This is a genomic window from Actinomyces sp. AC-20-1, assembly GCF_023369555.1.
Taxonomy (GTDB): domain Bacteria; phylum Actinomycetota; class Actinomycetes; order Actinomycetales; family Actinomycetaceae; genus Actinomyces.
The window spans coordinates 235,010-248,317 of sequence record NZ_JACJVC010000002.1 but is presented as its reverse complement, the minus strand read 5'-3'; the positions used below and the strand labels follow the sequence as shown (position 1 = coordinate 248,317).

The 13,308-nt window shown below is 73.0% G+C and carries 11 protein-coding genes; 8 read left to right on the top strand and 3 right to left on the bottom strand.

The genetic code is table 11. The features are described from left to right. The coding region (locus H6X67_RS02525) for a glycosyltransferase family 2 protein (protein ID WP_502797300.1) at positions 1-2,660 on the bottom strand (2,660 nt) is incomplete at its 3' end. A 42-nt stretch (positions 2,661-2,702) separates the two neighbouring features. Then, positions 2,703-2,957, bottom strand: coding sequence for a WhiB family transcriptional regulator (locus H6X67_RS02520; protein WP_311765866.1), 255 nt, complete (start codon positions 2,955-2,957; stop codon positions 2,703-2,705). Between the two features lie 275 nt (positions 2,958-3,232). Between H6X67_RS02520 and H6X67_RS02515 the strand changes: the two genes are divergently transcribed. Continuing rightward, the gene (locus H6X67_RS02515; RefSeq protein WP_249369706.1) at positions 3,233-3,973 is read left to right on the top strand and encodes a TIGR03089 family protein; all 741 of its coding nucleotides are present in this window, start codon (positions 3,233-3,235) and stop codon (positions 3,971-3,973) included. Here H6X67_RS02515 and manA read toward each other — a convergent pair. After that, positions 3,951-5,141, bottom strand: coding sequence for a mannose-6-phosphate isomerase, class I (manA, locus tag H6X67_RS02510; RefSeq protein WP_249377023.1), 1,191 nt, complete (start codon positions 5,139-5,141; stop codon positions 3,951-3,953). The two genes, H6X67_RS02515 and manA, sit on opposite strands and share 23 nt — an antisense overlap. A 135-nt stretch (positions 5,142-5,276) precedes the next feature. On the opposite strand from manA, the gene rfbA reads away from it, so the two are divergent. The 7 genes from rfbA (at position 5,277) to H6X67_RS02475 (ending at position 13,265) form a co-directional block, all read left to right on the top strand. Then, positions 5,277-6,149 (top strand): glucose-1-phosphate thymidylyltransferase RfbA, encoded by an 873-nt coding sequence (gene rfbA, locus H6X67_RS02505; protein ID WP_249367554.1) that lies wholly within the window; start codon positions 5,277-5,279, stop codon positions 6,147-6,149. Positions 6,150-6,301: 152 nt separating this feature from the next. Further along, a complete protein-coding gene (locus H6X67_RS02500) occupies positions 6,302-8,086 on the top strand; it encodes a phosphotransferase (protein WP_249367555.1) in 1,785 nt (594 codons plus the stop codon). A gap of 4 nt (positions 8,087-8,090) precedes the next feature. Next, complete coding sequence (locus H6X67_RS02495; protein WP_249367556.1) at positions 8,091-9,032, top strand: DMT family transporter; 942 nt, start codon at positions 8,091-8,093, stop codon at positions 9,030-9,032. A 45-nt stretch (positions 9,033-9,077) separates the two neighbouring features. Further along, on the top strand, positions 9,078-9,968 hold the full coding sequence (locus H6X67_RS02490) for a LicD family protein (RefSeq protein ID WP_249367557.1): 891 nt from the start codon (positions 9,078-9,080) through the stop codon (positions 9,966-9,968). Positions 9,969-10,035: 67 nt separating this feature from the next. Then, complete coding sequence (locus H6X67_RS02485) at positions 10,036-10,893, top strand: LicD family protein (protein ID WP_249367558.1); 858 nt, start codon at positions 10,036-10,038, stop codon at positions 10,891-10,893. Continuing rightward, the gene (locus tag H6X67_RS02480) at positions 10,886-12,154 is read left to right on the top strand and encodes a lipopolysaccharide biosynthesis protein (protein WP_249367559.1); all 1,269 of its coding nucleotides are present in this window, start codon (positions 10,886-10,888) and stop codon (positions 12,152-12,154) included. The genes H6X67_RS02485 and H6X67_RS02480 overlap by 8 nt, the downstream gene beginning before the upstream one ends. A 1-nt stretch (position 12,155) precedes the next feature. Next, positions 12,156-13,265: a glycosyltransferase family 4 protein gene (locus H6X67_RS02475; RefSeq protein ID WP_249367560.1), complete on the top strand. Its 1,110-nt coding sequence runs from the start codon at positions 12,156-12,158 to the stop codon at positions 13,263-13,265. Positions 13,266-13,308: the final 43 nt, after the last annotated feature.

Below are 13,308 nucleotides of genomic sequence, written 5' to 3'. Positions count from 1 at the left end.
CGCCAGAGCAGGGGGGCGGCGGTGGCGGCCACGGGCGCGAGGGTGAGCAGCAGGCGGGCGCGCGAGCGGCGGGCGAGGAGGGCCAGGAGGAGGAGCCCGGGCAGGAGCAGGAGGGCCGTGGAGGGGACGGCGGCGACGACGAGGCTGAGCAGGAGGCCGGCGGCCGCGGCCGCCGAGGCGGAGCCGGGCCCGTACTGCTCCGTGGCGGCGGCGCGCACGGCGGCGCCGTGGGCGGTGCGGGCGGAGACGACGATCTCGCGCGCGTCGTCGGTGACGGGGGTGGCGGGGTCGTCGTCGACGGGTCCTCCGCGCTGGTCGTGCTCGGTCGGGTCGTCGGCGTCCTCGAGGCTCGCGGCGGCGCTCCTTGAGGGCGCGTTGCGGCCGGCGGTGCCCGCGGTGGCGGGGCGGGTGGCGGGCTCGGTACCCGCGTCCTCGTCCTGTCCCGATGCGGCGCCACCGTCGGCCTGCGGGTCGTCGGCGAGCCCGACGAGCTCAGCGAGCGCGAGGGCCCGCGCCCGGGGGGCCTCACGGGGGGTCCCGGGTCCGGCCGCACGCGCCGTGGCCCCGGGCCCGTCGTCGGGGTCGGTGGCCTCCTCGCCGGGGCCGGCGAGCTCGGCGAGTGAGGCGACGGTCTCGGAGGCGAAGCGGTCGAGCTCGGCCCTCTCACGCTCGGAGACGTGGTGGGCGCCCACGAGGCCGGACAGGACCACGTCGCGGCGGTCGGCGCCGACCGCGCGCGACAGGGCGGTCAGCGCCCACGGCAGGGCCAGGTGCACGAGCACCGGGCCCAGGCGCCCCTGGCCGACGGCGAGCAGGAGGGCGGGGGCGAGGGACCACACGAGGGCGGCCCAGGCCCTCAGGCTCGTGCGCCGGGTGATGGTCCCGGCCGCGAACCAGGCGCCCAGCGCCGCGAGGGGGACGGCGAGCAGCAGCAGGAGGTGGATGAGGGCGCCGGCGTCGAGCCCGGCCCAGGAACCCACGAGCAGGGGCGGGACGAGCACGGCGAGGAAGGGCGAGACGCCGGAGGGGTAGCCGTCGCCGGAGGCCGCCCAGGTGCTCCAGGCCGCATGCCAGGTCTCCTGCCACCCGCCGAGGGCCGCGAGGGCTCCCCCGGTGACGGCGCGTGTGACGAGCACGCCGGAGGTGCCCACCAGGGCGACGGCGCTGGCGGCGAGGAGCGTCGCGCCCAGCGCTCGGCGCCGGCGGCGGGCGAGGGCGGCGAGCTCGCGGACCTCGAGCTCGGAGGGGGCGGCGGCGCGCGCCTCGCGCTCGCGCTCCTGGCGGCGCAGGTCGCGGCGGGTGGCGCGGATCTGGGAGGCGGGCAGGTAGAGCTGGGCGAGGACGTCGCGGCGCACGGTGGTCAGGGCGGCCAGCCGACGGCGGTCGCGGCGCACCCGCCTGGCGCCTCGCAGGCAGTGGGCGGCAGCGGCGAGCTCGTCGCGGGCCAGGGCCGGGGACTTGGCCACCAGGCGCCAGAGGGCGCGCAGCCCGGCCAGGACGCAGAACCAGGTGAGCAGGAGGGGCAGGGGGGCGGGCGAGGCGGTGGCCCAGGAGCGCAGCTGGGCGGCGCGGCGGGCGCGGAAGGAGCGGTCGGTGTCCGGCTGGGGCTCGGCGGCGGGTGGCGCCGAGAGGGCTGGGCGCGCTCGGCGCGGGGTGTCGCGCGCGGGCTGGGCGGGGGCGCCGGGGCCGCGCAGCCCGAGGTAGGCGGCCCGGCGGTGGCTCAGGCGCGCCGTCGGGACGACGATGACCCGGTGGCCCTGCAGGCGCAGGGCGCGGGACAGGGCGAGGGAGTCGCCGAAGGCGTCGACGTCGGCGGTGAGGCCGCTGCCGCAGGCGCTCACCGTGTCCCAGGCGGTGCGCGACAGGAGGGCGCCGGCGGTGCCGACGGCGAGGACGTCGCTGCGGTCGTCGTGCTGGCCCTGGTCCACCTCGCCGTCGATGATGTCGTTGGCGCGGCGCGCGGAGGCGGTGGTGCGCAGCCCGACCTCGAGGAGGGTGCCCGGGTCCTCCCAGCCGACCTGCTTGGGGCCGGCCAGGGCGACGGAGCGGGCGCCCTCGACGGCGGACAGGAGCCCGGCCAGGCAGCGGGGGTCGGGGGCGGAGTCGTCGTGGAGGAGCCAGAGCCACTCGTCGTGGCCGGTGGCGGTGGCCTCGTCGCGGGTGATGGGTGAGCGGGCGCCCTCGGGGCCGGTGAGGGGGGCCTCCTCGCCGAGGGCGTCGGTGAGGGCGCGTGAGCGGCCGGTGGCGAGGGCAGAGGTGGGGCGGGTGACGGGCAGGGCCCCGGACCCGGTGAGGGAGGAGCCGGTGCGGCTGGCGGAGCGGCGGCGGTTGCCGGCGGCGACGAGCTCGCCGTAGCGGGCCAGCCCGGCGCGGACGGCGGCGAGGAAGGTGGGGGCCTCGGCGGCGCGCACGATGCGCACGTCGCTGACGGCGTCGAGGCCGGACAGGTCGACGGCGTCCTCGACGGGGGTGCCGTCGCCCAGGCCGTTGGCGCGTGAGGCGACGTCGATGACGAGGACGACGTCGGGGGAGCGGGTCTGGGAGGCGACGGCGCGCAGGGTGCGGCCCAGGTACGGCGTGACCCCGGCTGAGACGATGACGGCGAGGGTCCTCGGGCCGGGGTCGGCTGCGGTGCGGGCGGGCCCCGCTGCGGGTGTCACGGGCTGGTCACTGCTCCGGGGCTCAGGGCGGTGCGGCGCGGGTCAGACGGCGCGGCGCTTGAGCTTGCGGCGCTCGCGCTCGGACAGGCCGCCCCAGATGCCGAAGCGCTCGTCGTGGGCGAGGGCGTACTCGAGGCACTCCTCGCGGACCTCGCAGGTGGCGCACACGCGCTTGGCCTCGCGGGTGGAGCCGCCCTTCTCGGGGAAGAAGGCCTCGGGGTCGGTCTGGGCGCACAGGGCGCGCTCCTGCCACGCCAGGGGGCCGTCGTCGGCCTCGTCACCGCCGAAGAGCAGGATGAGCGCCTCGTCGTCGGCCTCGTCGGCCCGCTGGAGCGGACCGTCTCCGAGGATGTTCCACACGATGGCGTCCCTTCGTCTGACAGGTGTTACTAGCAAAAGTTACACGGGTGTCACTCGGGTGCGTCAAGCGAGGGCAAGGTATTTCACCCGTTCGTGACCAGCCTCCGTCCCTCGGCTGCCGCAACGGGCCTGCGGGAGGCAGCATACGGGCTGCCGGCGCCGACGCAAGGACCCCGTGCGGGCGTGTGCGCGCCCTCTGGTTGAATCCCCGTATGACCGGTGCGCGCCCCTCCTCACCCGACCCGCTGCTGGCGATCCTGCCCGGCCCCGGGGACTCCGACCGGCCCTGGCTCGTGTGGTACTCCCCCGGTGAGCGCGTCGAGCTCACCGGGCACGTGCTGAGCATGTGGGCGGCCAAGTGCGCCGGGCTGCTGAGCGCCGAGGCCGGCGGCGGCCCGCGGGTCCACGTCGCCCTGCCCGTGGGCTGGCGTGCGCTCACCTGGTGCCTGGGGACGTGGCTGGCGGGCGGCACCGCGCTGGTGGGGACGGCGGGCGCCCTGCCGGCCGCGGAGGTCTCGGTCGCCTCGGCGCCGCAGGACCTGTCCCCCGGCGCCGAGGTGCAGGTGCTCGTGCCCGGTGCCTCCCTGGCCGTGCGCTACGACGGCGAGCTGCCGCCGCTCGTGCTCGACGGCGTCGCCGACGTCATGACGCACGCGGACCGTTTCACCGCCCTGCCCTGCGTCCCGGGGGCCCCGGCGCTCGTGGCCGACGACGGGACCCGCCTGGAACGGGGCGCCCTGGCCGCGGCGGCCCTGGGGGCTGCGCCCGTGGCGGACGGGGCCGTGCTCGTGCGCGGGGCCGCGGGCCCGGGTGCGGTGGCGCGCGGCGTCGTCGGGGTCCTGTCCGCGTGGGCGGCGGGGGCGACGGCGGTGCTGGTCGACGCCGTCTGCGAGGAGGCGCTCGTGGCGCTGGCCGTGCGTCAGGAGGGGGTCACGGCACGTCGGCCTGGATGACGGTGCCGGAGCCCTCGACGGTGAGCGTGCGCTCGTGCGCCCCGACGAAGACGGCCTCGCCGCGGCGCAGGGCCCCGCTGCCCTCCGGCGTCGTGACGACGACCTCGCCGTCGGTGGCCAGCAGGATGCGCGGGCCGTGGCCGACGACGGCCAGGCGCCCGTCCTCGGGCACGACGGTGGTGACCAGCAGCTCGAAGTCGTCCACCGGGGCGTAGTAGGCGCGCGTGGCGCGCGACAGGTACTCCGGTGCCGGGCGCACCGGCGGGGCGGCGACGTAGTCGACGCAGGCGAGCATCTGGGGCACGTCGATGTGCTTGGTCGTCAGGCCAGCGCGCAGGACGTTGTCCGAGGAGGCCATGACCTCCACGCCCAGGCCGCTGATGTAGGCGTGGACCGAGCCCGCGGGGACGAACAGGGCCTCGCCGGGCTGCAGGGTGACCGGGTTGAGCAGGAGGGCGGCGGCGATCCCGGGGTCGCCGGGGAAGGAGCGGGCCATCTCCAGGGCGTTGGCGTCCACGCGCGGTGAGGGGGACAGTCCGGCCGCGTGCCGGGCGGCGATCTCCTCGACGAGCTCGCCGACCTCCTCGGGGGTGGGGCGCGTGCCGGCGGAGACGATGTCGCTGAAGGCCTGGCGGATGCCGTAGCGGGTCGGGTTCAGGCGCAGGGTGCGGCGCACACGGCGCGCGACCGGGGCCTCGAGCTCCGCCAGGACCTCCCAGGCCCGGCGCGGGGCCCGGAAGCCCGCCACGGCCTCGAAGCGGGTCAGGGCCAGGACCATCTCGGGCTTGTGGTTGGAGTCCTTGTAGGAGCGCGCCGGGGAGTCGAGGGGGACGCCGTGGGCGTTCTCGAGGTCGAAGCCCTCCGCCGCCTGGGCGAGCGAGGGGTGGACCTGGAGGGACAGGACCTTGGCGGGGGCGATGACCTTGAGCAGGAAGGGCAGCTGGGGGCCGAAGCGGCGCACGACGTCCTCGCCCAGGACGCGGCCGGGGGCGGCGTCGACGAGGGAGGCGAGGGTGGGGCCGGAGGCCAGGCGGGTGGGGCCGGCCGGGTGGGCGCCGAACCACAGCTCGGCCCAGGGCTCGCCGTCGGGCTCGGTGCCGAGGAAGCCGGGCACGGCCGTGGTGGAGCCCCAGTCGTAGGTCTGGCGGGCGGGCAGGAGGCGTTCCATACGGGGCACCGTAGCCCGGATGCTGCGCCCGGCCGATGGTGACCGGTCGGGGGGTGGCAGGCCCGGGCGGGTGCTGCCGCAGCCACGCCCACGCGTCCTCCAGCGCGCGGAGGCTTCTTCGGGGACACTGTGCTCATGCGTGGCATCATCCTGGCCGGAGGCTCCGGCACGCGTCTGAACCCGATCACCCTGGGCACCTCCAAGCAGCTCGTGCCCGTGTACGACAAGCCGATGGTCTACTACCCGCTGAGCACGCTCATGCTCGCGGGGATCCAGGACGTCCTGGTCATCACGACCCCTCACGACGCGGCGAGCTTCCACCGTCTGCTGGGCGACGGCTCGCAGCTGGGCGTCAACCTGTCCTACACGGTCCAGGAGGTCCCCAACGGCCTGGCCCAGGCCTTCGTCCTGGGCGCCGACTTCATCGGGGACCAGCCGGCGGCCCTCGTGCTGGGCGACAACATCTTCTACGGCCCGGGCATGGGCACCCAGCTGCGTCGCCACACCGACCCCGACGGCGGTGTCGTGTACGCCTACCGGGTGGCGGACCCCTCCGCCTACGGCGTCGTCGAGTTCGACGCCGACCTCACGGCCGTCTCCATCGAGGAGAAGCCCACGCGACCGAAGAGCGACTACGCGGTGCCCGGCCTGTACTTCTACGACAACGACGTCGTCGAGATCGCGCGCAACCTGCGGCCCTCGGCGCGCGGGGAGTACGAGATCACGGACGTCAACCGCACCTACCTCGAGGCCGGCCGCCTCACCGTCGAGGTCCTGCCGCGCGGCACGGCCTGGCTGGACACGGGCACCTTCGACTCGTTGGCGGACGCGACGGCCTTCATCCGCACCATCCAGCACCGTCAGGGCCTCAACATCGGCTGCCCCGAGGAGATCGCCTGGCGCATGGGCTTCATCGACGACGAGGGCCTGCGTGAGCGGGCCGAGCCCCTGGTCAAGTCCGGCTACGGGCAGTACCTGCTCGACATCCTCGCGCGCGAGCGGCGCTGAGGCGTTGCCGACGGGGGCGGGGTCGCGGCCAGGGGCTGCGGCCCCGCCCCCGTCTGCGTGTCGCGAAGGTCTCAGACACCGCACGTTCAACTTGCTGTAATCTCAAGTTGATTCTGAACACCTTGTGGTGTCATCGCCCGAACGGAGTCCACATGGCAGCCCCCCTCACCGAGCCCCAGTTCCAGGTCCTGGACGCCATGCGCACCGCGACCGCACCGCTCACCCAGCGCGACCTCGTCCACGCGACCGGCCTGTCCCTGGGCACGGTCAACACGAGCGTGCGCAGGCTCGAGGAGATGGGGCTCACCGCGGACCGCGCCCTCACCCCCGCCGGGCTCGAGGCCCTGGAGCCCTACAAGGTGGACAACGCGGTCATCATGGCCGCCGGCCTGTCCAGCCGCTTCGCCCCGATCTCCTACGAGCGGCCCAAGGGGACCCTGCGCGTGCGCGGCGAGGTCCTCATCGAGCGGCAGATCGAGCAGCTGCACGCCGCCGGCATCACCGACGTCACCGTCGTCGTCGGCTACAAGAAGGAGTACTTCCTCTACCTCATCGAGAAGTACGGGGTGGACCTCGTCGTCAACCGCGAGTACGCCTCCCGCAACAACAACGGCTCCCTGTGGCTCGTGCGCGACCGGCTCGCCAACACCTACGTGTGCTCCTCGGACGACTACTTCACCACCAACCCCTTCGAGCCCTACGTGTACCGGGCCTACTACTCGGCGCAGCACGTCTCCGGCCCCACCGAGGAGTGGTGCATCCAGACCGGTCCCGGAGGCCGCATCACCGGCGCCACCGTCGGCGGCGCTGACGCCTGGGTCATGCTCGGCCACGTCTACTTCGACCGCGCCTTCTCGACCCGCTTCCGCCAGGTGCTCGAGGAGGTCTACCACCACCCCGAGACCGTCCCGCTGCTGTGGGAGTCCATCTACCTCGCCCACGTCAAGGAGCTCGACATGGTGGTGCGCCCCTACCCCGAGGGCGTCATCAACGAGTTCGACTCGCTCGACGAGCTGCGCGCCTTCGACCCCGGCTTCATGGCGAACCTCGACTCGGAGGTCTTCGCTCACATCGCCACGACCCTCGGCTGCGACCCGAGCGAGGTCACCGACTTCTACCCGCTCAAGCAGGGGATCACCAACCTGTCCTGCCACTTCAGCGTCGGCGACGACGAGTACGTCTACCGCCACCCGGGCACCGGTACGGAGAAGATGGTCGACCGCCGTGCCGAGCTCGAGGCACTGAACCTGGCCCGGGACGCCGGCGTGGACCGGACCTTCGTCGCCGGCGACGTCGACAAGGGGTGGAAGATCTCCCGGTTCGTGCCGGGCGCGCGCAACCTCGACGTCACCAGCCCCGACGAGCTGCGCAAGGCGATGCGCCTGAGCCGCCACCTTCACGACGCCGGGGCCTCGATGAGCCGGTCCTTCGACTTCGTCGAGGAGGGGCTGCGCTACGAGGACCTGCTCGCCGCCCACGGCCCGATCCAGGTTCCCGGCTACCACGAGCTGCGCGAGAAGGTCCTGCGGCTCAAGGCGCACGCCGACGCCGACGGCTTCCCCCGGGTCCCGAGCCACAACGACTTCTTCCCCCCGAACTTCCTCGTCGCCGAGGACGGGCACATCGACCTCATCGACTGGGAGTACGCCGGCATGTCCGACGTCGCGGCCGACTTCGGCACGATGGTCGTGTGCACCGCCGAGATGGACGAGGAGCTCGCCCGCACCGCGCTCACCTACTACTTCAAGCGGCCCCCCACCGCGGCCGAGCACCGCCACTTCTGGGCCTACGTCGTCCTCGCCGGCTGGTGCTGGTACGTGTGGGCGCTGCTCAAGGGGGCCGAGGGCGACGACGTCGGCGAGTGGCTGCTCACCTACTACCGCCACGCCGCCGACTACGTCGACGACCTGCTCGCACAGTACGAGGACGAGGACTGACCCCATGCGCTACGGCATCTTCTCGGGGGCCCTGTGGGGCCTGGACACCGTCATCCTCGGCATCGCCGTCCTCCTGGCACCCTTCCTGGGCGCGTCGGAGGCCCCGCTCGCCTCCGCCCTCCTCCACGACGTCGGCTGCGCCCTCATCCTGCTCGTCTACATGGGCGCCCGGCGCCGCCTGGGGGACACGCTCGCGGCGCTGCGCACCCGTCCGGGCCGCGCCGTCATGGGGGCCGCGCTCCTCGGCGGCCCCGTGGGCATGACCGGCTACCTCATCGCCATCAACAACATCGGCCCGGGCTACACGGCGATCATCTCCACCTTCTACCCGGCTGTCGGCACGCTCCTGGCCTTCCTGCTGCTGGGTGAGCGGATGCGCCCGCGCCAGGTCCTGGCCCTGCTCGTGGCCCTGGGGGCCATCATCATGATCGGCTGGGGCTCCACCGGCGCCGTCGAGGGAGGATCAGCAGTGGTCGGCGTGATCGCGGCCCTGGCCTGCGTCGTCGGCTGGGGCTCGGAGGCCGTCATCCTCGCCTGGGGCATGCGCGAGGACACGGTGGACAACGAGACCGCTCTGCAGATCCGGCAGACCACCTCCGCCCTGACCTACCTGCTCGTCGTCGCCCCCCTGGCCGGGGTCCTCGGCTTCACCACTCGGGCGGTGCTGACGCCCGCCACCGGGCTCGTGGTGCTGGCCGCCCTGGCGGGAACCGCCTCCTACCTCTTCTACTACAAGGCGATCAGCACGATCGGCGCCTCGCGGGGCATGGCCCTCAACATCTCCTACTCGGCCTGGGCGGTGCTCTTCGCCCTGCTCCTGCAGGGCACGGTCCCCACCCCCATGCAGGTCGCGTGCTGCCTCGTGGTCCTGGTCGGCACCGTCCTGGCGGCGACCGCCGACTGGAGCGACCTGAGGCCGCGCACCCGCTCAGACCGGTCTGTGTGAGACGATGGGCTGCCACGAGACGTCGCAGCGGCGAGAGGAGCATCCATGACGCCACGGACGCACACGCCCGCCGACGGCCTTGACGAGGAGACCCTGCGGGACGTGCACGCCCTCCTGGGACTGCTCCTGGGCGAGTTCGACCGTGTGTGCCGGCTTCTGGGCATCCCCTACGCCGTGTACGGCGGCACCGCGATCGGCGCGGTGCGCCATCACGGGTTCATCCCCTGGGACGACGACGTCGACGTGCTCATGACCCGCCCCGACTACGAGCGCTTCCTGGACGAGGCCCCGGCCGTCCTCGGAGAGGGCTTCCGGCTGGACAACCTGCGCACGCGCGACGACTTCCCGTTCATGTTCACCAAGATGGTCCTGCCGGGCACCCTGCTCGTGCCCGAGGCCGACCGCCGCTCGGCCTACCGGATGCCCTTCTTCATGGACATCCTGCCGGTGGACACGATCCCGGACGACGAGGCGGCCTTCGCGTCGATGCGCCGGGCGACGTGGCTGTGGGGCCGTCTGCTGTTCGTGCGGGGCACCGCCCGCCCTTACCTCATCAACGCCTCCCCTCTCACCCGCGTCATGGTCCACTCGGTCACGACGGCGGCCCACTGGACACTCCGCCTGCTCCGCGTGACACCCCGTTCCCTCCAGCTCCGGTGGGAGTCGGCTGCGCGCCGCTATGAGCACGCCGGCACCGGGAGGATGGCCGACTTCACGATGCGCGACCCGCAGAACTGGGTCATCACCCTGGACGAGCTCCTTCCGACCCAGGACGTCGCCTTCGAGGACCTCACGGTCCAGCTGCCCCGGCAGTACGACGCCTGGCTGCGCCGCGGTTACGGCGACTACATGACCGTCCCCCCGCCCGAGCAGCAGAGGACCCACGCCATCCACGAGCTGGACCTGGGCCCTTACAAGGACCGTCTGCCCTCCTGACCTCACGAGCCAGGATCGAGGGGCACCTCCGCATTTCCGACAACCCCCGCCGACCACAACGAGCCCTATGAACAACGCGCACCACCCCACGGACCTGCAACGTGCCATCCTCCTGACGCTGCGCGAGCTCGACCGCGTCTGCCAGGTGCTGGACGTGAGCTACGCCGCTTACGGGGGGACCGCGATCGGCGCGGTGCGCCACCAGGGATTCATCCCGTGGGACGACGACGCAGACGTGTGCATGCCTCGCGAGGACTACGACCGCTTCCTCGCCGAGGCGCCCGGTGTCCTGGGCAAGGACTTCGTGCTGCTCTCACAGGCCTCGCACCCGGGCTACTGCCGTCCCTTCGCCGTCCTGGGCCTCGAGGGCACCGCCTTCGTGTCGTCGGCCTCAGCCACCTCCTCCCAGAGGTCGCCAACCATCCCCGTCGGGCTGGACGTCTTCCCACTCGACGTCATGCCGCAGGACCAGCGCGTCTTCGCCCGGCAGAGCCGCAGGACCTGGTGGTGGGGGCGCCTGATGTTCCTCGCCGTCTCACCGTCTCCTCAGACCGGCCTGCCCTTCCCGCTGGCGCAGGCCGCCTCGGCGGTCTTCCGCACCGTTCACTGGGCTCTTGGAGCCGCCAGGGTCACCCCTGCCGTGCTGTACCGCCGCTGGGAGCGCGCTGCCCGGGCCGGTGAGGGGACCGGCTCCCAGGTGCTCGCCGATTACTGCACGCGCGACCCGCGCCGTTGGTCAGTGCGACGCGACGAGCTGTTCCCGGTAGCACGAATGCCCTTCGAGGACATCGAGATCGCCGTCCCCGGAAAGTACGACGACGTCCTTACGCGCGGCTACGGCCTCTATATGCAGCTGCCACCGCCTGAGGAGCGGATGACCCACGACCCGGTCCTGGTCGACCTGGGGCGGTTCGCGGATGCCTGAGCAGGCCCCCACCCGCGACGGGGCCGGGCAGCTGCGACGCGACTACGTGTGGAACACCGCGGCCTCGCTGCTGACGTCCCTGTCCACCGTCCTCATGCTCGCCGTCGTCACCAGGGCCGCCGGCGTCGCCGCCGGAGGCGTGTACTCCCTTGCCCTCGCCGTCGGCCAGCAGTTCCAGACCCTGGGCATGTTCGAAGTGAGGACCTTCCACATCACCGACGTGCGCCGCCAGTTCAGCTTCGGCACCTACCTGGCAGCGAGGGTCCTGACAGTCACGCTCATGATCGGAGGCATCCTCGGCTACGCATCCTTCGCCCACCAATCAGCATCCCCCTGGTGGCTCGTCGCGCTCATCGCGCTGCTGCGTGTCTTCGACGCCGTCGAGGACGTCTACTACAACGAGCTGCAGCGTTCGGGACGCCTCGACCTCGGGGGGCGCGCCAGCTGCATCCGCACCGTCGTGACGACGGCGACCTTCTGCCTGGTCCTGCTGATCGATGGGGACCTCCTCACCGCGACCCTGGCGACCCTGCTCACCTCGACCGCCGCGCTCCTGGGTGCCTACCTGCCGGTGTGCAGGCCCCTGTTCCCCCTGTCACCGCGCTGGAGCCCGGCACCGGTCCTCCACGTGCTGCGGGCCTGCCTGCCCCTGTTCCTGTCGTCCTTCCTCGCGATGTACCTGTCCAACGCACCTCGCTACGCCATCGACAGCATCCTCAGCTCGCACGAGCAGGGGATCTTCGCGATCCTGTACATGCCCGCGGTCGCGATCAACCTGCTGTCCCTGTTCATCTACCGTCCCATGGTGACGCGGATGGCGACGCAGTGGACGGCCGGCGACGTCAGCGGGTTCCGGCAGGCGGTCCTCAAGGGCCTGGCCGGAACCGCGGGCGCGCTCGTCGTGGTCGCGGCTGTGAGCGCCTGGGCCGGCCCGTGGGTCCTGCAGCTCGTGTTCGGTGAGGACGTGAGCGCCTACCTCGTCGAGCTCATGGTCCTGGTGTGCGCGGGCGGTCTCAACGCCGCAGGAGTCATCCTGTTCTACGCGCTCACCACGGTCCGCAGGCAGGTCCTGGTGCTGGTCGGCTACGCCGTCGCCGGGATCACCGCCTTCCTCCTGTGCCCCGTGCTCGTGGGCCAGCACGGACTGCTCGGCGCCGCCCTCGCCTACCTGGTCTCCCTCGCGACCCTCGTCAGTGCCCTGCTCCTGCCCCTGGTCCTGCACCGTCCCCTGTCCCGCCCAGCACGCACCGAGGGGTCCTGAGATGCGTATCGCCATCATCACCAACAGCTACCCGCCCCGGATGGGGGGCCTGGAGCAGCACATCGAGAACCTCGCCCACGGACTGGCAGGGCTCGGCCACGAGGTCTGGGTGCTCACCATCGCCGTCCAGACCGGCACGCGTGAGGACGACGGCGTGCGGGTGCTCACCGGCAGGTCGCACCTACCGGTCGCCGAGGTCATCAGCTTTCCGGGCCCCGGCACCACCCGGGCCCTCGCCAGGTTCCTGCGCGAGAAGCACATCGACCTGGTCTCGACCCACACGCGGTTCTTCCCCATGAGCCTGGTCGGGCTGCGGGCCGCCCGCCGTGCCGGCCTGCCGGTCATCCACACCGAGCACGGCAGTGGTTTCGTCACCAACCCCTCCCCCGTCATCTCGCTCGGCTCGAGGACCGTGGACCTCACAGCCGGACGCTACGTCCTCTCGCACGCCCAGAAGGTCCTCGGGGTCTCCCCGGAGGCCGCCGCCTTCGCAACCAGGCTCGGAGCGCGTGAGGCCGAGGTGTTCTACAACGCCATCACCCCTCCCCCGGCCGGGACCACGGTGGACCGACCGGGTCACCTCGTCTTCGTCGGCCGGATGGTGGCGGGCAAGGGGTGGGACACCTTCCTCGACGCACTGGCCCAGCTGCGTGCCGACGGCCTCTCCGTCGACGGCGAGGTGCTGGGCGACGGGGCCGAGCTCGCACTCGCCCGCCAGCGCGCCGCGCAGCTCGGGCTCGATGAGGTCGTCGCGGTTCGCGGCCGTGTGCCGCAGCACGAGGTTCAGGCCGCGTTGCGCGGCGCGACCCTCGTCAACCCCACGGTCCTGTCCGAGGGCTTCCAGACGACGCTGCTGGAGTCGATCGCGGTCGAGGGTCGCGTTGTCACCTTCGATGTCCCTGGGGCCCGGCTGCTTCGGGAGCAGGGCGCTCCTGTCACCGTGTGCGGTGAGCGGAGCACCGCGAGCCTGGTGCGCTCGCTCCGTGAGGTGCTGGAGCACCCCGCCCCGGTCGCCCCGCCAGAGCTCATCGCCCCGTGGACGTGGCCGGTGCGCGCCCAGCAGTACGCGCAGATCGCCGAGCAGGTCGTGCGCGACTGGCACCGAGGCTGACCGGGACCTCGCAGAGCAAGCGGTCGTGCCGGTCCGGTCGGTG

Bases quoted from the DNA above. Each gene is read 5' to 3' on its own strand.
- H6X67_RS02475 (WP_249367560.1), top strand. From the start codon at position 12,156: ATGCGTATCGCCATCATCACCAACAGCTACCCGCCCCGGATGGGGGGC.
- rfbA (WP_249367554.1), top strand. From the start codon at position 5,277: ATGCGTGGCATCATCCTGGCCGGAGGCTCCGGCACGCGTCTGAACCCG.
- manA (WP_249377023.1), bottom strand. From the start codon at position 5,141: ATGGAACGCCTCCTGCCCGCCCGCCAGACCTACGACTGGGGCTCCACC.
- H6X67_RS02495 (WP_249367556.1), top strand. From the start codon at position 8,091: ATGCGCTACGGCATCTTCTCGGGGGCCCTGTGGGGCCTGGACACCGTC.
- H6X67_RS02500 (WP_249367555.1), top strand. From the start codon at position 6,302: ATGGCAGCCCCCCTCACCGAGCCCCAGTTCCAGGTCCTGGACGCCATG.
- H6X67_RS02490 (WP_249367557.1), top strand. From the start codon at position 9,078: ATGACGCCACGGACGCACACGCCCGCCGACGGCCTTGACGAGGAGACC.
- H6X67_RS02485 (WP_249367558.1), top strand. From the start codon at position 10,036: ATGAACAACGCGCACCACCCCACGGACCTGCAACGTGCCATCCTCCTG.
- H6X67_RS02480 (WP_249367559.1), top strand. From the start codon at position 10,886: ATGCCTGAGCAGGCCCCCACCCGCGACGGGGCCGGGCAGCTGCGACGC.
- H6X67_RS02515 (WP_249369706.1), top strand. From the start codon at position 3,233: ATGACCGGTGCGCGCCCCTCCTCACCCGACCCGCTGCTGGCGATCCTG.